The sequence below is a fragment of the Vibrio sp. 1167 genome, assembly GCF_033340375.1.
GTDB classification, from domain to species: Bacteria; Pseudomonadota; Gammaproteobacteria; order Enterobacterales; family Vibrionaceae; genus Vibrio; species Vibrio alginolyticus.
Genome location: NZ_JAWOWK010000018.1, coordinates 31,391 through 56,494, shown reverse-complemented (window position 1 = coordinate 56,494; position 25,104 = coordinate 31,391). Strand labels below are relative to the sequence as shown.

23 protein-coding genes and 1 pseudogene are annotated in these 25,104 nt (G+C 43.7%); 18 read left to right on the top strand and 6 right to left on the bottom strand.

The genetic code is table 11. The features are described 5' to 3' along the window. Nucleotides 1-412: 412 nt before the first annotated feature. Nucleotides 413-1,177, bottom strand: a complete 765-nt coding sequence (locus tag R7Z78_RS22480; protein ID WP_012774841.1) for a replication initiation protein — start codon at nucleotides 1,175-1,177, stop codon at nucleotides 413-415. Between the two features lie 722 nt (nucleotides 1,178-1,899). Between R7Z78_RS22480 and R7Z78_RS22475 the strand changes: the two genes are divergently transcribed. The 9 genes from R7Z78_RS22475 (at nucleotide 1,900) to R7Z78_RS22435 (ending at nucleotide 8,513) form a co-directional block, all read left to right on the top strand. Then, nucleotides 1,900-2,334, top strand: coding sequence for an antirestriction protein (locus tag R7Z78_RS22475; RefSeq protein ID WP_012774840.1), 435 nt, complete (start codon nucleotides 1,900-1,902; stop codon nucleotides 2,332-2,334). Between the two features lie 47 nt (nucleotides 2,335-2,381). Beyond that, a complete protein-coding gene (locus tag R7Z78_RS22470) occupies nucleotides 2,382-3,443 on the top strand; it encodes a klcB (RefSeq protein WP_237306414.1) in 1,062 nt (353 codons plus the stop codon). Between the two features lie 7 nt (nucleotides 3,444-3,450). Beyond that, nucleotides 3,451-3,699 (top strand): transcriptional regulator, encoded by a 249-nt coding sequence (locus tag R7Z78_RS22465; RefSeq protein ID WP_169629004.1) that lies wholly within the window; start codon nucleotides 3,451-3,453, stop codon nucleotides 3,697-3,699. 311 nt (nucleotides 3,700-4,010) lie between these two features. After that, nucleotides 4,011-4,352 carry a KleE stable inheritance protein gene (gene kleE, locus R7Z78_RS22460; protein WP_012774837.1) on the top strand — a complete coding sequence of 114 codons (342 nt, stop codon included), beginning with the start codon at nucleotides 4,011-4,013 and terminating at the stop codon, nucleotides 4,350-4,352. Nucleotides 4,353-4,469: 117 nt separating this feature from the next. Continuing rightward, nucleotides 4,470-4,772 (top strand): transcriptional regulator KorA, encoded by a 303-nt coding sequence (locus tag R7Z78_RS22455; protein WP_086959610.1) that lies wholly within the window; start codon nucleotides 4,470-4,472, stop codon nucleotides 4,770-4,772. Next, the gene (locus R7Z78_RS22450; protein WP_086959612.1) at nucleotides 4,769-5,527 is read left to right on the top strand and encodes a ParA family protein; all 759 of its coding nucleotides are present in this window, start codon (nucleotides 4,769-4,771) and stop codon (nucleotides 5,525-5,527) included. The genes R7Z78_RS22455 and R7Z78_RS22450 overlap by 4 nt, the downstream gene beginning before the upstream one ends. Further along, on the top strand, nucleotides 5,524-6,522 hold the full coding sequence (locus tag R7Z78_RS22445) for a transcriptional repressor gene korB (protein WP_169629003.1): 999 nt from the start codon (nucleotides 5,524-5,526) through the stop codon (nucleotides 6,520-6,522). The genes R7Z78_RS22450 and R7Z78_RS22445 overlap by 4 nt, the downstream gene beginning before the upstream one ends. Before the next feature lie 298 nt (nucleotides 6,523-6,820). Beyond that, nucleotides 6,821-7,165, top strand: coding sequence for an IncP plasmid survival protein KfrB (kfrB, locus tag R7Z78_RS22440; protein ID WP_012774834.1), 345 nt, complete (start codon nucleotides 6,821-6,823; stop codon nucleotides 7,163-7,165). A gap of 28 nt (nucleotides 7,166-7,193) precedes the next feature. Next, entirely contained in the window at nucleotides 7,194-8,513 is a 1,320-nt protein-coding gene (locus R7Z78_RS22435) for a phosphoribosyltransferase (protein WP_012774833.1), read from the top strand. A gap of 42 nt (nucleotides 8,514-8,555) precedes the next feature. Here R7Z78_RS22435 and R7Z78_RS22430 read toward each other — a convergent pair whose 3' ends face one another. The 3 genes from R7Z78_RS22430 to R7Z78_RS22420 are packed head-to-tail and all read right to left on the bottom strand — an operon-like array spanning nucleotide 8,556 to nucleotide 10,161. Next, nucleotides 8,556-8,993, bottom strand: a complete 438-nt coding sequence (locus tag R7Z78_RS22430) for a conjugal transfer protein TraM (protein ID WP_212668987.1) — start codon at nucleotides 8,991-8,993, stop codon at nucleotides 8,556-8,558. Next, nucleotides 8,993-9,718 carry a TraL transfer origin protein gene (locus tag R7Z78_RS22425; RefSeq protein ID WP_012774831.1) on the bottom strand — a complete coding sequence of 242 codons (726 nt, stop codon included), beginning with the start codon at nucleotides 9,716-9,718 and terminating at the stop codon, nucleotides 8,993-8,995. Before R7Z78_RS22425 ends, R7Z78_RS22430 begins: the two co-directional genes overlap by 1 nt. Continuing rightward, nucleotides 9,718-10,161, bottom strand: coding sequence for a TraK family protein (locus tag R7Z78_RS22420; protein WP_012774830.1), 444 nt, complete (start codon nucleotides 10,159-10,161; stop codon nucleotides 9,718-9,720). Before R7Z78_RS22420 ends, R7Z78_RS22425 begins: the two co-directional genes overlap by 1 nt. 373 nt (nucleotides 10,162-10,534) lie before the next feature. Here R7Z78_RS22420 and traJ point away from each other — a divergent pair, with 373 nt between their 5' ends. The 8 genes from traJ to R7Z78_RS22380 are packed head-to-tail and all read left to right on the top strand — an operon-like array spanning nucleotide 10,535 to nucleotide 21,400. Beyond that, nucleotides 10,535-10,906, top strand: a complete 372-nt coding sequence (gene traJ / locus R7Z78_RS22415; protein WP_012774829.1) for a conjugal transfer transcriptional regulator TraJ — start codon at nucleotides 10,535-10,537, stop codon at nucleotides 10,904-10,906. Between the two features lie 31 nt (nucleotides 10,907-10,937). Beyond that, on the top strand, nucleotides 10,938-13,334 hold the full coding sequence (gene traI / locus R7Z78_RS22410; RefSeq protein WP_169629002.1) for a TraI/MobA(P) family conjugative relaxase: 2,397 nt from the start codon (nucleotides 10,938-10,940) through the stop codon (nucleotides 13,332-13,334). Beyond that, nucleotides 13,331-15,235 carry a type IV secretory system conjugative DNA transfer family protein gene (locus R7Z78_RS22405; RefSeq protein ID WP_012774826.1) on the top strand — a complete coding sequence of 635 codons (1,905 nt, stop codon included), beginning with the start codon at nucleotides 13,331-13,333 and terminating at the stop codon, nucleotides 15,233-15,235. Before traI ends, R7Z78_RS22405 begins: the two co-directional genes overlap by 4 nt. Beyond that, nucleotides 15,232-15,759, top strand: coding sequence for a conjugative transfer signal peptidase TraF (gene traF, locus R7Z78_RS22400; protein ID WP_012774825.1), 528 nt, complete (start codon nucleotides 15,232-15,234; stop codon nucleotides 15,757-15,759). Before R7Z78_RS22405 ends, traF begins: the two co-directional genes overlap by 4 nt. A 9-nt stretch (nucleotides 15,760-15,768) precedes the next feature. Then, a complete protein-coding gene (locus R7Z78_RS22395; protein ID WP_012774824.1) occupies nucleotides 15,769-17,829 on the top strand; it encodes a DNA topoisomerase III in 2,061 nt (686 codons plus the stop codon). Between the two features lie 5 nt (nucleotides 17,830-17,834). Beyond that, complete coding sequence (locus R7Z78_RS22390; RefSeq protein ID WP_012774823.1) at nucleotides 17,835-18,047, top strand: hypothetical protein; 213 nt, start codon at nucleotides 17,835-17,837, stop codon at nucleotides 18,045-18,047. A 3-nt stretch (nucleotides 18,048-18,050) separates the two neighbouring features. Continuing rightward, nucleotides 18,051-21,215, top strand: a complete 3,165-nt coding sequence (locus R7Z78_RS22385) for a zincin-like metallopeptidase domain-containing protein (protein WP_169629001.1) — start codon at nucleotides 18,051-18,053, stop codon at nucleotides 21,213-21,215. Nucleotides 21,216-21,229: 14 nt separating this feature from the next. Next, complete coding sequence (locus tag R7Z78_RS22380) at nucleotides 21,230-21,400, top strand: hypothetical protein (RefSeq protein ID WP_165761826.1); 171 nt, start codon at nucleotides 21,230-21,232, stop codon at nucleotides 21,398-21,400. A 46-nt stretch (nucleotides 21,401-21,446) separates the two neighbouring features. Here the strand turns inward: R7Z78_RS22380 and R7Z78_RS22375 are convergent, their stop codons facing one another. Next, the gene (locus R7Z78_RS22375) at nucleotides 21,447-22,301 is read right to left on the bottom strand and encodes a GIY-YIG nuclease family protein (RefSeq protein WP_237306412.1); all 855 of its coding nucleotides are present in this window, start codon (nucleotides 22,299-22,301) and stop codon (nucleotides 21,447-21,449) included. A 370-nt stretch (nucleotides 22,302-22,671) separates the two neighbouring features. Then, complete coding sequence (locus R7Z78_RS22370) at nucleotides 22,672-23,703, bottom strand: methyl-accepting chemotaxis protein (protein WP_014342102.1); 1,032 nt, start codon at nucleotides 23,701-23,703, stop codon at nucleotides 22,672-22,674. 200 nt (nucleotides 23,704-23,903) lie between these two features. Here R7Z78_RS22370 and R7Z78_RS22365 point away from each other — a divergent pair. Then, nucleotides 23,904-24,997 (top strand): annotated as a pseudogene (locus R7Z78_RS22365) (IS1380 family transposase). The last annotated feature ends 107 nt before the right edge of the window (nucleotides 24,998-25,104 follow it).

Below are 25,104 nucleotides of genomic sequence, written 5' to 3'. Positions count from 1 at the left end.
TTAGGTGACTTTGACCCCGCGGAGAAAGTGTTGCTGTTAGATGACTTTGACCCCACGGAGAAAGTGTTGCTGTTAGGGGGGCGACTCACATCGGCCCGACAACACCTCACAACGGCCCGATTTTTTGTATTTTTAGCAGGATACTCAGGATATTACAGGATGTTCAGGCAGTGTTAACGCCTGGATAAAACAATCCTTTCTTGGAGTACAACTCGACCGAAGGGAGCTAATACCTTAAAAAGCATCACGGTTTGCTCACGGAGAAAGTGTTGCTGTTAGGCACGTTCTGACCTACGGAGAAAGTGTTGCTGTTAGGCATGTTCTGACCTACGGAGAAAGTGTTGCTGTTAGGTGACTTTGACCCCGCGGAGAAAGTGTTGCTGTTAGATCTATTAACACCGGAAGCATTACACTAAAGCAACAAAGCAGCTTTAGGATCGTACCGCAGTTTAAGAGTTACGTGCGTGTACGCCCTTCCCTTTCCTTCACGAGTCAAGAGAAAGCCCTTCTTTTCTGGATCAGTAGGGACCCAGCAACCTTCTGATTTCTCGATAATATCCGATATAGGTTTCTTGATGGTTTTTCTGACAAGCGCCTCAGTCCGTTGATATTCACCATCTTCAAGCCCTATATAATCTCTATAATCCTGGATTTTAAATTTAACCTCTTTACTAGGGTTGTGTTTCCATTGAGACAGCGCTTTTAGCAATCTCCTTTCATAACGACCACTAAGAGAAACGAACAACTTAAAATCTATTTCTGAAAAACCAGCTTCAACATTTTCAGCAAGCAATTCAGCAACACTAGGGGCCATTTCTATAAAGAATGGTTGTCCCATATTATAACGAGCTCGCGCTATAGGAGAAAAAACGTCAAAACCTCGCTCTGATGAGTACGAAACCTCACGCTTTACCAGAGATTTGGCAGCTGGCTCTATTGTCTTGCGCAAATTATCAACGGAGCATTGAAACAACGTTGTCAGTTCTTCTTCTGAAAACTCAAACTGATAAGGTATCGGTTTCTTTTCAAAATCATCACATTGCTTTATTTGAGTGCTATTAAAACCCACTACTTTTGATATTTCACACAACACTAGGGCGAATACATCTTGTTCAGCAGCCCCAAGAGAAGCAGGAAACACATTGATTGGTTCCCTGAATTTATTAAGCTTTTTCATAACTAGACCTAACCAACAAATATTTTTCTTGTGCCTTGAATGATTACAGCAACAACTAAAAAAGTAAAGTTGCTATTTTGCTTTTTTGGGATACTGGTCAAATCTTATCCACACTATCTGTTGATAAGTTGTTGACCCCACGGAGAAAGTGTTGCTGTTAGCACGGAGAAAGTGTTGCTGTTACCGGAGAAAGTGTTGCTGTTTAAAGGGGTTTTACGGAGAAAGTGTTGCTGTTACCGGAGAAAGTGTTGCTGTTTAACCCGAAAAACCTTTTAAGTACATAATGTTACAAGCCCCTAAAAAGATCTAAAAACTCTTTAAAAACCTATAAAAACTTTATTATTAAAAAGAAAGTGATCCATTGTGAATAACTCGATATTGGTGCTTGTCTGATGGAAAAGCTATTGATGCAAAGAAACGCATCAATAGCTTTACCACAGCCAGCACGAAAGCTCTTTGCTCGCTTCGAGTAACGCTCCGCTATCAATAAATTTTTTTATTTTTTTTTTTTTTTATCGTCTCACGTAGATTCTGAAATAGCTCTCTAAATCCTTAAATTTCACGCCAAAGAATAGTATTTGTAACTCGCTGTATTAATTAACATAAACAGGTAATAAAACTGTTCTTTTCTACATTTACAGCTTGACTAATTAGGGCAAATTGCCCTAATATATATCTCGAAGGCCGGACATATCGTCAAGGTCAAAACCGGAGAATTTCCGATGAATTCAATTAATGAAATCACCCTTATTGTTGCTTCTAAGGTCGCTCTTTCAGACCGTCTAAGTTTCTACCCTACTTTCTTTGGATCTCGTTTCATGATGCGAGGCGAAGCCTATGTAATGGGCTACATGACTAAGTTTTCAGAGGATTATGACGGTGGATATTGGGACTTCTATTCCCTTTCAAATGGTGGCTATTACATGGCGCCGAATATGGATACATCGCTTTTTCTTGAAATTTCTAGCAACTGGTTTTCGGGTGAAATGTCAGCTGATGCAGCTGGTATCATTGCAACCTTGTTCGCTCTTGGTCAATTGGCAGGAGAATCTGAGGGGACTGCGCTAGGTGATAGGTTTATAACGCTCTACCACCTACTGAGAGACTTTGCTAAAGAGCATAAAGAGTCATCTCTCATTCTACGCGCTATCGACTAATAAAGTATGCCCTGGTAATTGCCAGGGCAATTTTGCAGGTTCTAATTATGATGTATGAAATGAACGAACGTGAAGAAAATGCAGCTAAACTAGCCGCATCTATGCCAACTGACCGTGATGATTTGCTAAATCTAGCTGTCAAATTTGTAGATGAAATTCATGGTTCTGTTTTGGCGTCCAATATAGATTTGGCTAAGCAAGCGAACGATAAGTACCAAGCGATTATTTGGAAGCTCAACGGCGGGCGCTTTTTTGGTAGTGCTAATGGTGATAATTCGCCAGCAAACATTGTTGATAATTTTTGTAGTGCTAAATCTGGCGATATTCCTAAATGGGGGCAGTCAGGTAAATTTGTTGTGGTTGTGGATGCGATTAGAGTTCTTGTAGAGTTTAGTAGTTTGGGAGGTTGGGGAAATACGCATTTTGAATTCAGACCTGTAGATTTGGATTCATGGTTTATTTCAGCAACCGGTTATCGTTCGCATATTGGTGAACTGTGCTACGGATTGACAGTCGATGAAGCGGCCAAAGCTATCCTATCTGACTACCTAAAAGATAAACGCCACGACATAAAACCAGAGTATAGAGACGTTCTGGCTAAAGCGTCATTTCCTAGTTTTGTTGATACGCTCACCCCACCTCCTAGACGTTCTCCGGCAAATGTTAACGTTCCGAAAGGGTTTGTTTTGGTTGATGTGGTACTGCCTTCACAAAAGGCATACATCGCGAAAAAATGGGCTAAAGAGGCTCAACAAAAGCTAGATAAAATAGAGAGTGAATGTAATCTACCGGAAGCGACTCCAGTCGTTTCCAAACCTCAACGAGAGGTTGAAAAACACAAAAAAGTAACGCCAGAAAGTAGGCAGTTCATTCCTGGACAGCGTTGCCAGGTTATAAGTGTTCATCATCCTGTTTTTGAAAGTGACGTTGGTAAGTTTGTAATTATAACTTCGGTAAGTTCTTCTTCTTCTCAGGTTTGGGCGCATGATGACAAGCCAGAAACATATCGGATCAACAGAAAGGGGAGCCGAGTTCTTGAAAATGATCCCAAGGCAGTGCAGTCGATTTATGCTTTTAATCAATTGCGTTTAGTATCTGATACGGAGTAAACAGTTAATGAATAATGTAAATATTAGACTAGAGTGTCTTCGACCTGCTGAACAATGGTCACGACCAACAGGTGAAGAAATTAGAGAGGTTTTGCGTTTAGCTGGGCTTACTGGTAGCCAAGCGGCGAAAAAATTAGGGTTGGGGCCTAGTGGCTCGCGAACGGTTCGACGTTGGACCGGAGAAGAGTCAAATATTCCATATTCAGCTTGGGGGCAACTTTGCTACTTGGCTGGACTGGGAGTTATTTGGAAATAATCGTAATTAGCAGAATCACATTTTAGCGGCTAAAATTTATTTCGATTTACCGAAAAATTTAACTTGACTTGTTAGGGCAATATGTCCTATCGTGCAGGTTAAGGCCGGATAAATCATCAAGGTCATAAACCGAGATATGTCGATGACTATAAATAGAATTGCGTTGGGTTGAGATTAAATAGATAACGCCTCGGTGATAACCGAGGCGCTTGGTCCGGCGCTGTCACACCAAACCTGTTGCTCGTTAGGGTGTGGTCCCGAATAGTGAGCAATAGATAATTGGAGCACGGATAGCGTGGAGGGTCAAGAAAATGTCAAACGTAGTGAAGTTTCCCAAAGTTGGGCCTACGGGTTCCAATTCCCCACCTGAACATGAACAACAAGTTAATAAAGTATCAGATACTAAGCCGCAGAAACCCGCTAAGAAAGGGCGATTCTTTGCGGCCATTGTACGTTGGATCTGGATTACAACTGTTTTGATTTGGCCCGTTCTTAAATGGATTGTGTCCATTAATGTGTTTTTCCAGGCTATTCGAGCCTTTTATTATTGGGATAATCCAGAAGTTCACGCTGGATGGACGTTCTTCGCGCATTTTCTCGCGCTAACACTACTTACTTACTTTGTCTCGATATATAGGCCAAAAGATACGTAATTTTAGCCGCTAAAGTATTGACCCTATAATAAAGTTTAGCTATACTTTTTTTGAGTTAGGCGGCTGTCACCGTCAAATTTTTACAATTAGGGTGTGGGGTTTATATGGGTGCAATCCATGAAGAAAAGGCTAACAGAGTCTCAATTTCAGGCTGCAATCAAGAGTTTGGAAGTGGGACCTCAAACACTACAGATAGCGCACGGGGTCTTAGTAGAGGGAAAACCTCAAACCGAATTTGTGACGTTGTTGGGAGTGACGAAGGGGGCGGTATCACAAGCCGTCAAGAGGGTATGGGAAGCTCACACGGCACAAGCGCCGGAAGGATACGAGCGAATAACGGCAATACTGCCGGAACATCAAGCGTTCATCGTCAAGAAGTGGGCCGAGGACGCAAAAAAGAAAAGGGGAAACAAGGGATGAAATCAGCGGTCGTAGCGAACCAAAAAGGCGGGGTTGGTAAATCTGCAACCGTCGTGCATCTTGCTTTTGATTTTCAAGAGCGAGGAAAGAAGGTCGCTGTGATCGACCTTGATACTCAGGGTAATGTTTCTTACACATTGGATCAATTCTGTGTTGAAGGAGTTACCGCAAGTAGCTTTGTTAGTGGTGGTTCCATCAATATCACCAACGCAAATGAATCGGGGATTCATTTGTTTAAAGCTGACTCCGCTTTGGCAAACATGGAAAAAATGTCACTGGCCGATGCAGGTCAGAACCTTAAAAAAGGTTTGGCATCCTTGGAATCTCAAGGTTTTGATATTTGTTTGATTGATACAGCTCCCTCTCTTGGGGTATCACTGGCCGCGGCACTCTTTGCAAGTGACTATGTAATATCTCCTATTGAGCCAGAAGTTTATTCTATTCAGGGTATTAAGAAAATGAACGCTGTTATTTCTAACATGCGTAAAGTAAACCCTACCCTTTCATTTTTGGGAATGTTTCCGAGCAAGGTTGATAATCGTAAGCCTCGCCACCGCCGTAACCTGGAAGCTCTCCAGAACGCTTTCCCTCAACTAATGATCCCGCACACGGTTGGAGAACGCGACAGCATTGCCGAGGCATGTGCAATTGGTACTCCTGTATGGGGGATAAAAAAATCAGCTGCTAGAGTCGCAGCAAAAGAAGTTAGAGCCTTGGCTGAATACGTGTTTAATAAGATGGAGATTACAGCATGACCGCAAATAACAATGATATGACAGGATTGGGCCTTGAAGATATTGGCGACCTATCTGGTTTGCTAAACGAGCCTGAATCTAATAATGGCGGTTCTGGTCCTTTGATGCTGTCTTTGGATTTGATTGATGAAGATCCAAATCAACCACGGAAAGATGATAGCCCTGGCTTTAGTAAGGATAGTCTAGGGGAGCTGGCTGCTACGATTCGTCACCGTGGCGTTAAAACTCCTATTTCAGTTCGTGAGAACCTTGAACAACCTGGGCGTTATATTATTAACCACGGCGCTCGACGTACCAGAGCATCTAAGATTGCAGGAAAGGATGTTATTCCAGGCTTCATTGATAACGACTACAACGAAGCTGATCAAGTGATTGAGAACCTACAACGTAATGACCTTACTGCCCGCGAGATTGCTGATTACATTGGTCGTGAATTGGCTAAGGGTGTTAAAAAAGGTGAAATAGCTGAATCACTTGGTAAATCAGCCGCGTTTGTTAGTCAGCATGTGACTTTGTTGGACCTGCCAGAGCCTATAGCCGCTGCGTTTAACTCTGGTCGAGCAAATGACGTAACAGTAATTAATGAGCTTGTTAAAACGCATAAGAAGAACCCTGATGAAGTTTCAGCTTGGCTGGAAGATGAAGATCAGGAAATTACCCGTCCAGCAGTGAAGCTTCTACGAGAATATTTGGATGATAAACGTCATCATGCCGAAGAAGAAGAAGATGAATCAGCCTTTACTGGTGAAGATGAAGAAGAAAATCAAGATCAGGAAGAATCAGGCAATAACGACCCTAAGCCACCTAAAGAAGTTGATCCAAACAAATTGAAAAAAGCGATTGTCATGGTGGTACATGATAGCCGTTCGGCTCGTTTGGTCCTAGACCGCCGCCCTTCTTCTGATGGTATGGCTTGGTTGAAGTATGAAGATGACGGCCACGAATTTGAAACTGACTTGGGGGATGTTCAGCTTATGTCCTTGATTGAAGGCTAGGTTACATCGTCACGAAGTCTGAAATTTCTCACTCCTAACTACCCCGCTCTATGCGGGGTAATTCTTTGCATGTTTGATTAGGTTGAAGGTTTTAAAATTGCCTTAACTTCGTGCAATTGAGCTACTTCTCATTAAAAACAACCTGATAAATATAAGGTTTTGTCATAATATTAGAGTGTCCTTGAGAAAAAAATATCGGTTATCGTTGGAACCGATCTCGATTGGTTGCCGAGATCGGTTTTTTGTGGCTGATTGCATTGCAACCAAATGCATTATGTAGAAGATAGGAGCGCCGCAGATGAAACAACGCTTATTGGTTATGAATGGCCAGCGAATCATTCAAACTGATAACAGTGGCGCATGGACAAATCAAAAGGTTGAAAAAGCAGGTGCGTTAAAGCCTGGTATTTACAATCTCTACATGGCGAAAGAGGCTGATAAGTCAAAAAGCCATGACGGCATGATAGTCCATGCTGACACCAATAAGGTTTATCAACAAATTGGTAAAAATTTTGTCATGCACTCTAAAGAAAATTTCGATATAGTACCTGAAGTTGGGAGTGTAAAAAGCATCAATTATGATGCTTCGGGGAAAGCTGTAGTTACCCAGGCCGTGAAGCTTAGTAGAGGTCGCTCCCGATAGTTTTAGCCGCTAAAACTGGAGGTGATTTTTGAATAAGTTAGGCATTGGAGAGCGTTCTCCTTGGGGAGATTTTCCAAAGTTAATTAGAAATGGTGATTTAGGTGCGTTAAAAAACGAACCTGAATACCAAGCGGCCAAGTCAGGAGACATGCCCGCAGCTATTGACCTGGTAGATAGATTGATTACTGATGAAACAGTGAAATCTATTAAGGAGTACATAGGGGAAAGCAAGCCCCGTATATTGCCTGTTTTGGCTGTGGAGTCAGCTGGCAATAATAAAATACCGTTGGCTATGGCTGAGGTTTTGGCAGATCGTTTGGGGTTGGATGTTGAATTAAATATCGTTCAGCGTGACAAGGTTGGTCGCACTGATACGGGGGCAGATCATCGCCTGGCGTTTAATCCAACTTTTGACGGAAATGTCAAAAAGGGTGAACAATACTTAATTGTAGATGACACTCTAGCAATGGGTGGAACCGTAGCCTCTCTAAAAGGCTATGTAGAGAATCGAGGTGGTCAAGTTGTGGCTGCGTCTGTTATGACCGCTCATGAAGGTGCGCTTAATTTACCTGTTAAGCCTGGAATGTTAGCGGCCATTAATAGTAAACACGGCCCAGCAATGAATCAATTTTGGAAGGATACTTTTGGTTATGAACTCGACAAACTCACACAAGGTGAAGCCGGACACCTCAAATCAGCCAAGACGGTTGAACAAATCCGAGATCGAATCACTAAGGCAAGATATGGCAACAGCGAGCGAGTGGGCCAGAGCGGAACTGAAACGCCGCAAGGCAGAGCGAGCACAGACCGTTCGGTCTTAGCTGGTAGTGGCTTACTTTCGGAGGCTGAAAGATTAGAATCTGAACAGTCTTCGATGTTGGATAGTGCTACAGTCGAGCAAAGCTATCAAGAGACATTAGCAACGTATGCACAAGCTAAACATGATCAAGTTGAACGTATCGAGGACCGTTTAGAAAATTTGATTAGTCGTCAGCAAGCTCGCTTACAGCAATCTCAACTAAGTAAGCCTGGGTTTCTATCTATGCCAGGAACAAAGAAAAACTGGATGGTTAGTCAGTCTCAACAGCAGTCGCGCTTACAAACGTTGCATGTTCGCCTAGAGGCTGTTCGAGAGATTAAAGATGGTATGGGTGTTCATTCTCCCCGTATTGATGAGTTAGCAACAAGGAAGATGAGGGCAGAAAACCCTGAACTAGCTGCTGATTGGGATTCAATGAGACAAGCCCAAAGGCATCACCAGGCGCTAGTTAAGAAACAAGAATATGAAAGGAAGCAAAACCAAGAGCGTTGCCGTTCGCATACTCTTGGGATAAATAAACCCTACTAACTAGAGAAAAGCCTGGGTTATCACTCCAGGCTTTCTTTTTTTCTACAGCGATGCCCATAACGCTATGCCTGCTGCAAATACTGTCATTCCTGCTGCTATTAGGTTCATCCTAGCTACTTGACGAGTTTCCTTATTCAAAGGGGCTACCTGCTCTTTTATTGTTTTCTCAATTTCACTCCTAGCAGCTTCTGCGGCGAGTTTTGCGCTTTCTTGCATCGAAGTCGCCATAGTTTGCTTACTGGCTGTCAGAGCGGCATTAAGCGTTCTTTCTGCCTTATTTTTAGCATCTTCCCCCCATCGGTGCGCAATTTCTTCTAACTCGCTTTTAAAGGAGTCTAGGATAGCTTGCTGAGCTTCGGTGCTTTCCTGCATCAAGCGATCATTGATCGTCTGCAAAATCAATATAGGGTCATCGCGACCAACGGCAATGCCGTGTTTGGCCGCGATTTCCTTTATGGTTTCTTCAACCTTGTCTGTCATTACAATACCGCCGCATTATCCAGTAGACCAAACACTTGACCGCGAACAATTTTCAATCGTTGTCGAGACATGATCGTCAAATTGTCATCGGCCAACGCTTCATCAAATGTTTTTCTGTTTTCAAGCATTTCAGAGAAATCACGGCCATAGGTTTCATCTTTTAGTTTTGGCAGGTCAATAATTGCTGAAACTCGATCTTTATTATTCGTGTACGCCTTCATTTGCTCGAACGACTTCCCTTGGTGCTCGATTGGCCCCCAATATGGATTCAACCACACAACAAAAAGAGCTTCTTTTGGGAACTGGTCTGCCAGTTGTGAAAAACCATTCACCGTGTCTAATAGTGATTGGCTACCAGCAATAACGGTATGAACTACAATCTCATGCCCCATTTCGTTTAGTAGGGCAGGGACTTCATTAGAAATTAGGTAGTGTGATAGCGGCACAAAAGAACTCGCACCATTATCAATAATGACGTCATTCTCGGTTGTCGCTATTAGCTCAACTAACGAGTCAAAATTGCGAGTATTAATTTCGTCGTCAGTCATAATATTTAGCCTGGTTACGTTCAGATATTTATAACCTTCGAACGTAGAATTTACAGGGTCAGTATCTATGCAAGTTGGTTCCTGACCTTTACTTTTTTTGTATTGAGCGACGATAGCTGCGATCACGGATTTACCTACACCGCCCTTACCTTGCAAAATGATATGTACTTTAGCCATTAGATTAGATCCTCTTTATTCGGTCTTGAATTGAAATTAAAGCCAGTAATTCCTTTTGGCTTATCTTTATTTTGAACTTGAGCAGAATCACTATTTTTTTCTAGTGACTTTGTTTCTGTCGGTTTTTCTGGCCCCTTAGTTGCGGGGGTTTCGTGTGTAACTTCTTCGGTTTTTTTAGCGGCTAAAAAATTTGAGCTGCTTTCCTTGTTCTTAATGTGACGATTAACATGCTTAGTGAAAGTCTCATATCTGCAATGAATCTTCCCTTCTTCTAACATGTGCTCCCAAATGGTTTTTACTGAGTAACCAGCGGCTATCGCTTCTTCTATATCCTTTTGTACAGCAAGAAATGCTACGACATTTTTATCCTGGCGCTTTCGTTTTTCGTCTCTCTTCTTTACCCATTCAGCAAGTTGATCAGTATATTTTTTTGCTTTCCCCATAATCACTTATCCGTCTTATCTCTTTCGTGATCACAAATCTATCACGTTGTGATCTTTCATTATATCGCTATAAGCTCGCTATTTTATCGCTATATATCTGCTACTAACCGCCATTATAGGGGGTTTTGGCAAAATTTCACTATATCGTTTGTGCTATAGCGCAAATTTAGTGCAAAAGCTGCGGATAAATCGAAAAGGTTGGTGTACACTTTTCTTGGAGTTATTAACGCCGTAAGGCGGGCAGGATAGGTGAAGTAGCCCCACCAACAAGTTGGTGGATGCTACTTCACTCTAACCCTTATTCGCGCCTTCGGGCTCAACGGGAATCCTGCTCTGCGAGGCTACCGACTACCGTCGGAAAAGAGGAACAGCAATGACAGAAGAAAAAAAAGTAACTAGGAAAAACAGCACACCAATCAAGGTGTACTGCTTACCCGATGAAAAGGAATTAATTGAGGCACAGGCTGCGCGAGCTGGTATGAGTGCAGCAAGATACCTTCGAGAAGTCGGGCAGGGTTATCACATTCAAGGTGTGGTTGATTACGATCAAGTGCATGAGCTAGCGAAAATTAACGGCGATTTAGGCCGCTTAGGTGGTTTGCTAAAACTTTGGCTTACAAACGATGTCAGGACCGCTCAGTTTGGCGAATCAACGATTAGAGCTGTTCTTAGCAAGATAGAAGCTACACAAGAAGAAATGGGCGCCGTGATGACAAAAATAGTTATGCCGCGATCAGAACAGTGATTTTAGCGGCTAAAAATTTCAGGGGTCTATTTTGATAATTAAACACGTTCCGATGCGCTCTGCTAAAAAATCTGACTTTTCTGGTTTGGTGAAATATATCACCGATGAGCAAAGTAAGACTGAAAGGCTTGGTCTAGTCAATGTGACAAATTGCCATGCTAATACAATGCAGGCGGTTATTGGTGAGGTGCTTGCAACTCAGCATACCAACACCCGCGCAACGGGCGATAAAACTTATCATCTAATCGTCAGTTTTCGTCCTGGCGAGAAGCCTGATAGTGATGTTCTAAAAGCCATTGAGGAAAGGGTATGTTCTGGGTTGGGTTTCTCTGAACACCAAAGAGTAAGTGCTGTACACCATGATACCGACAATGTGCATATTCATATAGCTATAAACAAAATTCATCCTACCAACAAAACAATGCACGAACCCTTTCAGGCTTACCGCAAGTTTGGAAGCCTCAGTGATATTTTAGAGAATGAATATGGGCTTGAAAAAGACAATCACCAAGGTTTTAAAACCGTATCAGAAGGTAGAGCCTCTGATATGGAAAAGCACGCTGGTATAGAAAGCCTAGTTAGTTGGGTTAAGCGTGAGTGCTTAGAAGAAATTAGGGCCGCTGAAAACTGGCAGCAACTTCACCAGGTGTTAAGTGAAAACAGCTTAGAAATTCGCAAGCAAGGTAACGGCTTTGTTGTTGAATCTGCTGATGGAACTCAAGTGAAGGCAAGCACTTTAGCTAGGGATTTATCAAAGCAGCAGTTGGAAAAGAAATTAGGTGAATTTGAACAAATAAACAATCCCGTTCCTCCCCAAGATAAACGCCGCCGATATGAAAAACGACCTACGAAATTCAAAGTAAACACGACTGAGTTATATGCGAAGTATCAAGAAGAACAAAAACAACTAACCGCGGCAAGAAAGATTGAATGGATTAACGCCAAGGGAAGAAAAGATAGTCGCATCGAGGCTGCTAAGAGAAAAAACAGACTCCGTAGAGCTGCGATAAAGCTAATGGGTGAAAGTCGTCTAAATAAGAAAATACTTTATTCCCAGGCGCATAAAGCACTTAAAGCTGACATACAGGCTATCAATAAGGCCAATAAATTAGAGCGCCAAGCGTTGTATGAAAAGTATAAACGTCGAGCGTGGGCTGACTGGCTTAAACAAGAATCTTTGAAAGGTAATAAGACTGCTTTAGAAGCTCTGAGAGCGCGTGACAAGGCTAAGGCACTTAAAGGCGATGTGATTAGCGGGAAGCAGAAAAAAAGCTCCCCTGTCAACTTAGAGGGCCTTAACAAGCCTAATGTTGCCCCAATCGGGAAAAAGCCTCCTGCATTTGCTAAAAATCGTCTCCGTTCAATGTCTTCACTTGGAGCTGTTCACTTTGAACACAAGCCAGGTTACGCCCCTGTCATGGATAACATTACCAAGAAAGGCACGATTATCTATAGAGCAGGTAAAAGTGCTATTCGTGACGATGGGGAGAAACTTCAAATCTCAAGAGAAGCTACAAATGAAGCGCTCAAAAATGCTTTGTTGTTAGCTAAAGAACGTTATGGCAGTCGAATTACTGTTAATGGGTCAGCTCAGTTTAAAGCCCAGGTGATTTTTACTGCCGCCACTTTAAATCTACCAATCACTTTTGCTGATGCGGGCATGGAGCGCCGCAGGCAAGACCTATTGAATCAGGAGAATAATCATGACCGACGAGAACAAACAACCGGAAGAACTGAACGAGGAAGATCTGATCGACCAAGCACTAGCCGCCTTGGACGAGGAATTACCGAGCACACCGACTCAGGAACCAGAACAACCATCGCAAACGACGACCGAAGCAACACCAACGGAGCAGATAGCGCCCCAAGTACAAGCAACTCAGTCGGTGGAGCCAACGCCGGAAATGATGGCGGCAATGTCCTCAGAAAGCCAAAGCCCAACGTTACAGGCATTGGACGAAACCCGCCGTCCATCGCAAAAAACCGTCTGCGAACGTTGTCCTCACTCAGTGTGGTTCGCTTCGCCCGAAGAAGTGAAATGTTACTGCCGAGTGATGTTTCTGGTCAGTTGGAGCACCAAGGAACCAAACCAGATAACCAATTGCGATGGGGAGTTTCTGGGGGGGGACGACTAAACCCTGGCGAGGTCGCTGTAAATAAATATTTATCTGAACGCGAGTCAAAACGTGCAAAAGGTTTCGATATACCGAAGCATTCACGCTATAATAATCAACCAGGTGCATTTACTTATGGCGGCATCCGTAACGTGGAGGGACAGGCTTTGGCCCTCTTAAACAGAGGTGATGAAGTTCTAGTGCTTCCAATTGATAAGGCTACCGCTCAGCGCATGAAGCGTGTGCGAATTGGTGAAGCTGTGACAGTTACCCCTCAAGGTTCGCTCAACAAATCAAAAGGAAGGAGCAGATGAATCCAAAAATAAACAATGCAGTTGGTCCTCAAGTCAGGGCAAAAAAAACAAGCAAAAATCGCACATTGCCCGCTTTGGGAGCCGTGTCGATTGCTGTTGGCTTACAGTCAGCGACCCAATACTTTGCACACTCTTTTAATTATCAAGAGTCGCTAGGGGCAAATATTAATAATGTATACGCACCCTGGAAAATTTTAAATTGGGCGAGTGATTGGTATAGCAATTACCCCAATCAGTTTATGGAAGCGGCCAGCGTTGGGATGGTTGTGACTTCGGTTGGTCTGTTGGGTGTGACTATCACAAAGGTAGTCACCAATAACAGCTCAAAAGCAAATGAATATTTGCATGGTTCCGCACGTTGGGCGGGTAAGAAAGATATTCAATCTGCGGGTTTATTACCTCGTAACCGTAATCTGTTGGAAGTTGTGACAGGTAAAGACGCACCAAGCTCAACGGGTGTTTATGTTGGGGGTTGGGAAGATGAAGAAGGAAACTTTTACTACCTGCGCCACAATGGTCCAGAACACGTTTTAACATATGCGCCAACACGTTCGGGTAAAGGTGTCGGTCTTGTTGTTCCTACATTGCTTTCCTGGGCGCAAAGTGCCGTGATTACAGACCTTAAAGGAGAACTTTGGGCTTTGACTGCGGGCTGGCGTCAGCAGTACGCAAACAATAAAGTTTTGCGTTTTGAGCCTGCATCAAATTACGGCGGTATTCATTGGAACCCGTTAGACGAAATCCGAATAGGCACTGAATACGAAGTAGGGGACGTTCAAAACTTAGCAACGCTGATTGTAGACCCCGATGGTAAAGGCATGGAATCACACTGGCAAAAAACCGCCTTTGCACTTTTGGTTGGTGTAATTCTACATGCTTTATACAAAGCTAAAAACGAAGGGACACCCGCGACCCTTCCTGCGGTTGATGCAATGCTTGCTGACCCTGAGCGCGACACAGGCGAACTTTGGATGGAAATGGCTACCTATGGTCATGTGGACGGTCAAAACCACCCTGCGGTTGGTTCTGCTGCGCGTGACATGATGGATAGACCAGAGGAAGAAGGTGGCTCTGTTCTATCGACCGCAAAATCATATCTAGCTCTTTACCGCGATCCAGTGGTAGCTCGAAACGTGAGTGAGTCTGAGTTCAAGATTAGAGATCTGATGAACCATGATAACCCTGTCAGCCTTTACATTGTTACGCAACCAAATGATAAAGCCCGTTTGCGCCCATTGGTCCGAATATTGGTAAACATGATCATTCGCCTGTTGGCTGATGAAATGACGTTTGAGAAAGGCCGACCTGTAGCCCATTACAAACACAGACTGTTGGCGATGCTGGACGAGTTCCCAAGTTTAGGGAAGCTAGAAATATTGCAAGAATCACTAGCTTTCGTTGCGGGCTATGGGATTAAGTGTTACTTGATTTGCCAGGACTTAAACCAACTTAAAAGCCGTGAAACAGGTTATGGCCCTGATGAAACCATCACATCTAACTGTCACGTTCAGAACGCATACCCGCCAAACCGAATCGAAACCGCCGAACACTTGTCTCGATTAACGGGCCAAACAACTGTAGTAAAAGAGCAGATTACAACCAGTGGGCGCCGTACTTCTGCGCTACTAGGGCAAGTATCTCGAACTATTCAAGAAGTACAACGACCGTTGTTAACGCCAGACGAATGTTTGCGTATGCCTGGGCCAGTTAAAAACGCCAAGGGTGATATTGATACCGCGGGCGATATGGTTGTGTATGTCGCGGGTTATCCCGCGGTTTATGGCAAACAACCTCTTTACTTCAAAGACCCTATTTTTCTTGCTCGCGCCCAAATTGAAGCGCCTAAAGTTTGCGATAAGTTACGAGTCGTCGAGCAAGTAGAGGAAGGGATTCAAATATGATGAAGCGAATTTATTCAGGTGTCGCAATTGTTGGCGCGTCTCTTATGGTGCTCGGAGCAACCTGTTATTTCTCTGGTGCTCGAATCAACACAACAAAAAGCATTCCTGTCGGCCTGTATTGGACCACTGACGCACCAATAGAAAAAGGGGCTTATGTTCTTTTTTGCCCGCCTGAAATTGGTGTGTTTGCTACTGCAAAAGAACGTGGTTACATCGCCGCCGGATTCTGTCCAGGTGACTATGGCTACATGATGAAGCGAATTTTAGCGGCTAAAGGTGACACCGTAAAAATCACTGATGAAGGGGTTTTAGTTGAAGGTAGCTTGCTGAAACACAGCAAGTTAAAAACTACGGACCCAGCAGGGAGAGAATTGCCTCGATACCAAACAAGTCAGTACACGCTTGGTAACTCTGAATTACTGCTTATGTCGGATGTTAGCGGAACCTCATTTGATGCCCGTTATTTTGGGCCTGTTAATCGTTCTCAAGTGAAAGCGGTTATTCGTCCAGTATTCACTTGGTAAGGAAAAGGTATGAGATTATTTATCGCAGAAAAACCCTCAGTAGCAAAAGCCATTGCCGCAGAGCTAGGAGTAACAGGTAAGGGTGACGGTTTTATTGAATGTGGCAAGGATAGAGTTACCTGGTGTTTTGGTCACATGCTGGAGCAAGCTGGGCCGGATGAATATACACCGGACGATGTACCTACGAATGACAAAGGCCGAAAATTATGGCGTGTTGAAGAACTCCCAATTATTCCTCAACAATGGATTTTAAGACCCAAAGACGACGCCAAAAAACAGGTGAAAACTATCGGCAAGTTGATCAAGTCTGCCACTCAAATTGTGAATGCTGGGGACCCTGACCGTGAAGGGCAATTGCTTGTTGATGAATTGCTAGTGCATTTCAATAGTACACAGCCAGTTCTTCGCTATTGGGCTAACGCTATTGACTCCGTATCTGTTAAACGTGCGTTAACCAACATGAAAGATAACCGCGAATTTCACGGCTTCGCCCATGCTGCGGAAGGGCGAGGTAAAGCTGATTGGTTGATAGGTATGAATCTATCCAGGGCGTACACTTTGAGAGCACAAAGAGGCGGCTCAAGAGCTTTATTGACAGTAGGCCGCGTACAAACACCTTCCCTTGCTCTAGTAGTGAATAGGGACCGTGAAATCGAATCTTTCAAGTCTATACCGTTCCATACTATTCGAGCTGAAATTAAACATGAGTCCGGCAGTTTTTGGGCGGGTTGGAAAGCGAAAGAAGATCAGGAAGGGCTAGACGAGGAAGGCCGTCTAATCGACACACAGATTGCTGATAAGCTAGTTGAGTCCCTGAGCGGTAAACCTGGAACAATCACAGATTATATCCAACAAGCCAAGAAGCAAAATCACCCGCTTACTTTTAGCTTGTCTGATATGACCGCCTTGGCATCAAGAAAATTTGGGTTCAGTGCTCAAGATGTACTAGATACGTGTCAATCATTGTACGAAACACACAAGTTAACTACTTACCCAAGAACTGACTGTGCGTATTTGCCAGAATCTCAGTTTGAAGATGCGCCCGCGGTTCTAGCAGCAGTGAAAGCGGTAAACCCTCATTTATCTTCCATCATAGACCGAGCAGATACGGGAATAAAATCCCGCACTTGGAATGATGCGAAAGTCTCGGCACACCACGGCATCATTCCCACGATGCACAAAGGAAATTTGAACAAACTTAATGACAAAGAAAGAGCTATCTATGACCTGGTTGTAAGAGCCTACCTTGCGCAGTTTTATCCAGTGCATGAGTTCCTAAGTACAACCATCACTGTTGACGTTCAAGGGGAAACGTTTGGGGCTAAAGGGAAGGTTGTCACGTTTGGTGGTTGGCATGATGTGTATTTGGACGAGTCCGAAGAAGACGAAGGCGATCAAGATGGTGATGAACAATCATTACCAAGAATGACAAAAGGCGATGCTATTGATTGTGGACAATCAGTCAGACGAGACGCCAAGACGAAGCCGCCAGCAAGGTTTACAGAAGGTACGTTAATCACTGCGATGGTAAATATCCATCGGTTTGTGACGGACCCTCAACATAAAAAAATGCTACGTGAAGGGGATGGTATTGGGACAGAGGCTACACGAGCTTCGATCATTGCTGAACTGAAACGCCGTAATTACTTGGAAACGCAGGGTAAGCGAATTGTGAGTACCACTTTAGGTCGAAGCATGATTGATGCGTTGCCAGAAGTGGTAAAAAGTCCGGTTCTAACAGCTCTTTATGAGCGTATGTTGCAAAGTGTTGAATCCGGAAAAACAGAACTGAGTGCCTTTATTACCAAACAAGAGGCGTTTATCAAAGACCAGGTTGCAAAGGCCAATAATGGAGCTGTAGCAATCGCTGGAGGTAAAGAAGCGGCTGTAATCTCGGATGTATTCAAATGTATGTCATGTGGAGCAGGGTTATCGCGCCGTCCTTCACCAAGGAAGAAAGGGCAGTATTGGTGGTCCTGTTCAAACTTCCCTACTTGTAAGCAATCTTATCCAGATATGAAAGGGCGCCCTAATTATAGCAAGGGCCGTAACAATACTGACAAGGAGTAACCCCAATGACGAATACAACTAATCAACCTGCCGCAGATGCAGCCCTACAAGAAAAGTTAGAAGACGCAATGATACCTGGCTATCAAGTGGAGTTTGACCCACTTGAAGCTGAAAAAGCTGGGGCGTTTTTTGAAGATGCTCTATCAGAACAAGACGCCGAAGAAAGTACGGCTGACCTGCTGGATCTCGTTGCCCCTGATGATACTAAGGAGGGTTAACCAATGGCTGAAAAGAAACCCCCATTTCATGAAACGGTTGCTAATAATCTAATAGAAAAACTAAAAGCCGGCACTGCACCCTGGCAAAAACCTTGGGACCCTGGGGCGCCAGGGTTCATGCCAACAAACCCGCTTACAGGCAACCGTTACAAGGGCATTAACGCGATTCACCTAATGTCTCAGGGACGAAGTGATAACCGTTGGATGACGTACAAGCAAGCTAAAGAACTCGGTGCTCAAGTTCGCGGTAAAGAAAAAGGGACAGGGGTCCAATACTGGAAGTTTACAGAAGAACGGACCAAGCTCGATGATAACGGAAAGCCTGTCATTGATGAAAAAGGAAAACCAGTAAAGGAAACCATCAAGCTAGAACGCCCGCGGGTGTTCTTTGCTACGGTATTCAATGGCGAACAGATAGACGGATTGCCTCCTTTAGAGCGTAAAGAGCAAACTTGGGATGCTTCTGAGCGAGCTGAAAAGATACTCAATGCGTCTGGTGCTGATATTCGTCACGGTGGTGATAGAGCTTTTTACCGTCCGTCTTCTGACCATATTCAATTACCCGATAAAGGACAATTCCCGACCTCTGACAATTATTATGCTACAGCGTTACATGAACTCGGTCATTGGACTGGTCATAGTTCGCGTCTGGACCGAGATTTATCAAATCCATTCGGTTCAGAAGGGTACGCCAAGGAAGAATTGCGCGCTGAAATAAGTAGCATGATCTTAGGTGATGAATTGGGTATCGGTCATGACCCTGAACAACATGCCGCTTATGTCGGCTCTTGGATTAAAGCACTTCAAGAGGACCCTTTAGAAATATTCCGTGCCTCTGCCGATGCTGAAAAAATATGCGGGTATGTGATGGACCTGGAACAGAAACAGGTGATTGAGCAAACCCAAATCCAGAAACAAACCTCTGAGTTAAAACCTAGCGAGGACAATAAAGATCAGGATTTAGATATGCAGCTACCAATTCAAACACAGCCAATACGTGATCAGGTGTTATCAACGCTTTCACAGGAAGATTTACGCGCCCTAACTCTAGTTGCGGAAGAACGAAAGCGTTTAGCTTCTGGTGAGTCAGAACCTCAATCTTTCGAAGAAGTGGCAAAGGAGAATCTTGGATTTTTACTACCTGCTGATTGGTCTGGTGATATTCAGTTACAAGGTAACGTTATATACACCGATGAAAACGGCGAAAAGTTTGTAGAACCTGCTGAGGGAGTTACGCCTGAATTTTGGGGTGTGTATGCGCAGCATGAAAAGGGAATGCATCAATGGGTCGCTGATCTCGATACTCAACATCAAGCCGAAGAACTTGCGAATTTGCTTAGTGTGGTAGATGCCCTGTCAGAACCCAATGAGCATGAACAAGCCGCTAAATTTGCTCGTATAAATGAAATTCGTGTTCGTTTAAACCCTAACAGCTCGGATGATGATATTTTAGCCGCTAAAGAAACCCGTAAATCAGCAGAAATGGCCGCAACGCTCAACGATGGTGATTTACAACAGCGTATTGCTGAATTTGAGCAACAGGAACGGAAGCCCCAGCAGCAACCAGACTCAGTTCCCACTCAAGCCGAGGGAGAAAAAACGTATATCAACGTTCCGTTTAAAGAGAAGAACGAAGCTAAAGGACTTGGTGCAAAATGGGATGGTGAACAGCGCTCCTGGTATGTTCCTCCTGGCGTTGATGTTAACCAGTTTTCCAAATGGGCCACGGAGGGCAATGATAATCAGGAATCGGTACAAGCTAATCAACAAATCCAATCTAAACAGGTCGAGCAATCCCGCCAATATCTAGCTGTTCCTTACGGGGAAAGAGCAGCAGCAAAAGCCGCGGGTGCTGCTTGGGATGCAGGCGCTAAATCTTGGTATGTAGGTCCTAATGGTGATAAGGAACGTTTGAGCCGTTGGTCGCCTGATAGGGTCCAAACCCAACAAGATCCAGCGATGACGCCTAAAGAGGAATTTGCAGAAGCTTTGCGGTCTGTAGGTTGTGAAGTGGATGGAGAGCATCCCATTATGGACGGCAAAAAGCACCGTATACGTACCACTGGTGATAAAAATAGTTTGAGCCATAGTGCTGGTTCAGGTTTCTATGTCGGTCATCTTGACGGCCACCCCGCAGGTTATATCAGGAATAATCGAACGGGCATTGATATTAAATGGAAATCAAAAGGCTATGCCTTATCTCCAGAAGAAAAGGCAAAGTTACAAGCCGAGGCCGCAGAGAAATTAGCTGCTAGAGAAAAAGAGCAAAAACGCTTACAAAATGCAACCGCTGATAGAGTTAGCCGTCAAGTCGCTTCCCTGGTCCCTGCAACGCAGCAAACCCCTTACCAGGAGCGCAAAAATATTCAGCCCCTTCCTGGCGTTCTAACTGATTCCGAAGGAATAAAAACTTACATTCCTTTGAGTGATGTTCAAGGCAAGCAGTGGACGATGCAATACATTCAAGAGGACGGTACAAAACGCTTTGCAAAAGACTCCAAGAAAGAGGGATGTTTTCATATCGTCGGCGGGGATATGAAGTCTTTAGAAGATGCTCCGGCCATTGTTTTGCATGAAGGCTATGCAACCGCAGCAACCAATACCGAAGCCTTGGGTTTTCCAACTGTCGCAACTTTTGATGCAGGCAACTTACCTGTAGTAGCTAAGGCACTACAGGAAGTATTTCCAGATAAGCCGATGGTGATTTTTGGTGATGATGACCGTCATCAAGAGTTAATGACAGGTGTTAATCCTGGTAAAGAAAAGGCAAGTGAAGCGGCTAAAGCTGTAAGTGGAACAGCTGCCTTTCCAATCTTCGCGCCTGGTGAAGCTGAGTATCCAGTTGACCTACCAAAAGTTACCCCTCAAACGTACCGAGAGCATTGTGCAGCAAAGAGGGTATTGGAAACGGCCCCAGAGGATAAGCATACAGAGCTTAAAAAGTCATTACTGAGTGATGAACAGTTGTCAGCCATTGAGAACTTATATCGCCACACCGACTACAACGACTTAGCTAATAACAGTCTTTTAGGCAAAGAAGGGGTCGAACGCCAGGTAAGGGCTACGGTAAGTAAGGCTATTCAGGATTCAGAACGGAAGCGCGAGGATAAACAAGTGCTCCATCAAGAACAAGTTCACAAGCAAAAGCGGGCAGCCCGCGTTAGTTAAGGAGAAAGTAAGTAATGGCTTTTGAAATTAAAATCCCTGGCTCAGAAAAATCTTATGATAGAGCTGTCAAAAAAGATGGTGAGTGGATCGGTTTGTTTTCTGGAGAGAAATTCACGGACATTCAGAAGAAACACCCAAAGGCTGAGATAGTACCCAAACCCATGAAAAAAAGTCGAAGTCGATAACGTTTGGCAATGAAGAAAGAAAAAGGGATTCGCGATGAATCCCTTTCTATTTGTTCATGGCAGCTTTTACACGCTTCACGGTTGAACGTCCCTTACCTGTAAACTCTGCGGTTTGGTTGATAGAGCGTCCACGTTCTAAACTGGTGACAATATCAGAGTGCTTTATCAGAAAGTCATCAGTGTTGGTCGTAGAGCCTTTAGGCCGACCAAACTTACCACTTTCGCGTTGGGTTAGCTCGATGCCGCGTTTAGACGCTGCGAGGCGTTTTTCTTCATACTTCCAACGGCCTGTAACAATGAATCGTTCTGCTTTGTTAAAGGGTTCTAGGTTGTTGGTCAGCTTGGTAAATTCCGCTTTCAATCGCTTCAATGATTTGGCATCAAGTACCAGGTATTCCGTGTGTGAGCTAATGTTAGCTAACTGATTGTTGTAACGATGAAAAACATACTTTTCAACGTGACCACAATTCGCAACTTTACGCAAAACCGTGCTTTTTATTACGGCTTTTTCTGTGGCTTTTTCTAGATCGAGTACCGTTTCTTTCAGGCGTTGTTCTGGCGCTCTCGATGTTCTCCCAACTTTATGAATCACGGTTTTATCCGCTAGTTGGTATTCAAACAGATAGAGCGATGCTTTGAGAATAGCTTGCTGACGGTGCGCCTCAATTTCAAGCCACGCTCGATGCTTTGTACCTTGATCTATTGCTTCGCGCAAGGTGTGAACGCGCATTTGTAAGGTGTTACGCATCCACTGGCTAAACCCTAGTAGCGGTAAGCTGCCAAGGATGGTTCTAGCTGTATCGGTAAAGGTGAGATTATCTGTCCAGTCGTCACGGCTAAACAGTTCTTCTTTGGCCGCACGTGGAAAGCGATGTAATCCAGACTTCCAGTGTTGAAACACGTTTGGTGACTTGCTATCCGCTTGATAGCCGTCTTTTAAGGCGTCGATGATCTCTAGTGGATAGTTGAGGTGGAAGTGATGCCAAGCGGGGATTTGTGGAATTTCGTTGAGGGATTCATTGCATGTTTCACCGTCGTGTCGAAAGTGTGCGGCCTTGACCCGCCCTTTTGCTGCTATTAACGGGGGAACCGCAGAATTCGGAAAAAATCGTACGCTAAGCTAACGGTGTTCTCGTGACAGCTCTTTGACTAGGCTTTCTAAGGCCATTCTGATAGCCCTGACTTCCTGAAAAGCCATGGCTAAAATTTGTGCGGCTAAAAGGGATAACCGATGGTAAAGTAAGTTATCCCTGTCGAGATACTGAAAAGCGTTATCCTCGTTTTTCCCAAAACTGTTTTGCCAGTTCGCTCAGAGCGCTAGTTAACTGAGCGACAGATTTCGCACTTTGCAAATTATTCTGCCCGGTCTGTACATTGGTATCAGCAGCATCGCGTATATTGATAATACTGCGGTTTATGTCTTCACTTACTGCTCCCTGCTGCTCGACCGCAGTCGCTATTTGCGCGTTCATGTCGGTAATTTCGTTAACGCGTTGGCCAATTCCATCAAGAGCTGTAGCTGCTTCCTCTGCGTGAGCTACACTCGTGTGCGCTTGCCGACTACTTTGCTCCATGACTGTAACAGCGGATTGCGCTCGCTCTTGTAGAGCGCTGATCATGCTTTGAATATCCGTTGTCGATTGCTGTGTGCGAGCAGCAAGACTGCGAACCTCATCGGCGACAACAGCAAAACCACGCCCCTGCTCACCAGCACGCGCGGCCTCAATTGCTGCGTTGAGTGCCAACAAATTCGTTTGCTCGGCGATCCCTCGTATAACGTCAAGAACTTTTGATATCTCGTTACTTTGACCTTCAAGCTCATGAATAACCTGAGTGGCTTGCCTAATTTCACCTTCAAGGGCAGTGATTGACTGGCTTGTGTGGGCTACCAGACGCTGGCCAGATGCCGTCTCAGTGTCTGCTCTTCCGGCCGCATCTGCAGCATGCTGTGCATTGCTCGCAACCTCTTGAATGCTTGCCACCATTTGGTTTACTGCCGTTGCTATTTGATCTGTCTCTGCCTGCTGCTCAACTGTAAGTACATTGCTTGACTCAATATCCTTTAGTAGGCCTCGGGTGTGTTCGCTAAGCCGATTTGATGCATCACCTATGCGACCTACTATGGCGCCTGTTTCAGCTTGCATCATTCGTAAAGCAAACTCTATTTGGCCAAACTCATCGGTGCGCCCAGTGTAGAGGGATTGACTTAATGGGTTATTGGAAATATTCCTGGCTCTTTCAACCAGTCTTCCAAGAGGAGAGAGAATAGCCAAAACACTAACAGAGCTTAAGCTTCCTGACATTAAAGTGGCTAACACCTAGATTCTACGTCAGTACTTCAAAAAGCATAATCAAAGCCTTGATAAATATGCATTCCTTCGAAATTCAGCTTTCACCCATTGGGTGAAAGAAAAGTGCTCAAAAATATGTTAAATTATCAGCTTTTATGACTCGATATATGGTAAAATAATAGTAAGAAAAGTAGTAAAAAGGGGTTCTAATTATGATTAATAAAATTGATTTCAAAGCTAAGAATCTAACATCAAATGCAGGTCTTTTTCTGCTCCTTGAGAATGCAAAAAGCAATGGGATTTTTGATTTTATTGAAAATGACCTCGTATTTGATAATGACTCAACAAATAAAATCAAGATGAATCATATAAAGACCATGCTCTGCGGTCACTTCATTGGCATTGATAAGTTAGAACGTCTAAAGCTACTTCAAAATGATCCCCTCGTCAACGAGTTTGATATTTCCGTAAAAGAACCTGAAACAGTGTCACGGTTTCTAGGAAACTTCAACTTCAAGACAACCCAAATGTTTAGAGACATTAATTTTAAAGTCTTTAAAAAACTGCTCACTAAAAGTAAATTGACATCCATTACGATTGATATTGATAGTAGTGTAATTAACGTAGAAGGTCATCAAGAAGGTGCGTCAAAAGGATATAATCCTAAGAAACTGGGAAACCGATGCTACAATATCCAATTTGCATTTTGCGACGAATTAAAAGCATATGTTACCGGATTTGTAAGAAGTGGCAATACTTACACTGCAAACGGTGCTGCGGAAATGATCAAAGAAATTGTTGCTAACATCAAATCAGACGATTTAGAAATTTTATTTCGAATGGATAGTGGCTACTTTGATGAAAAAATTATCGAAACGATAGAATCTCTTGGATGCAAATATTTAATTAAAGCCAAAAGTTATTCTACACTCACCTCACAAGCAACGAATTCATCAATTGTATTCGTTAAAGGAGAAGAAGGTAGAGAAACTACAGAACTGTATACAAAATTAGTTAAATGGGAAAAAGACAGAAGATTTGTCGTATCTCGCGTACTGAAACCAGAAAAAGAAAGAGCACAATTATCACTTTTAGAAGGTTCCGAATGATGATGCTTTCATATAACCTATTTTTGTTGTTCAAGTTTGATTCCTTGGACTCTTCAGAATACAGACAGCAAATAAAGACCTTTCGTTTGAAGTATGTATTTCTTGCAGCAAAAATAATCAAAACCGCAAGATATGTAATCATGAAGTTGTCGGAAAACTATCCGTACAAGGGAGTGTATGAAAAATGTCTGGTATAATAAGAATATCATCAATAAAATTGAGTGTTGCTCTGTGGATAACTTGCAGAGTTTATTAAGTATCATTGCAGCAAAGATGAAATCAATGATTTATCAAAAATGATTGA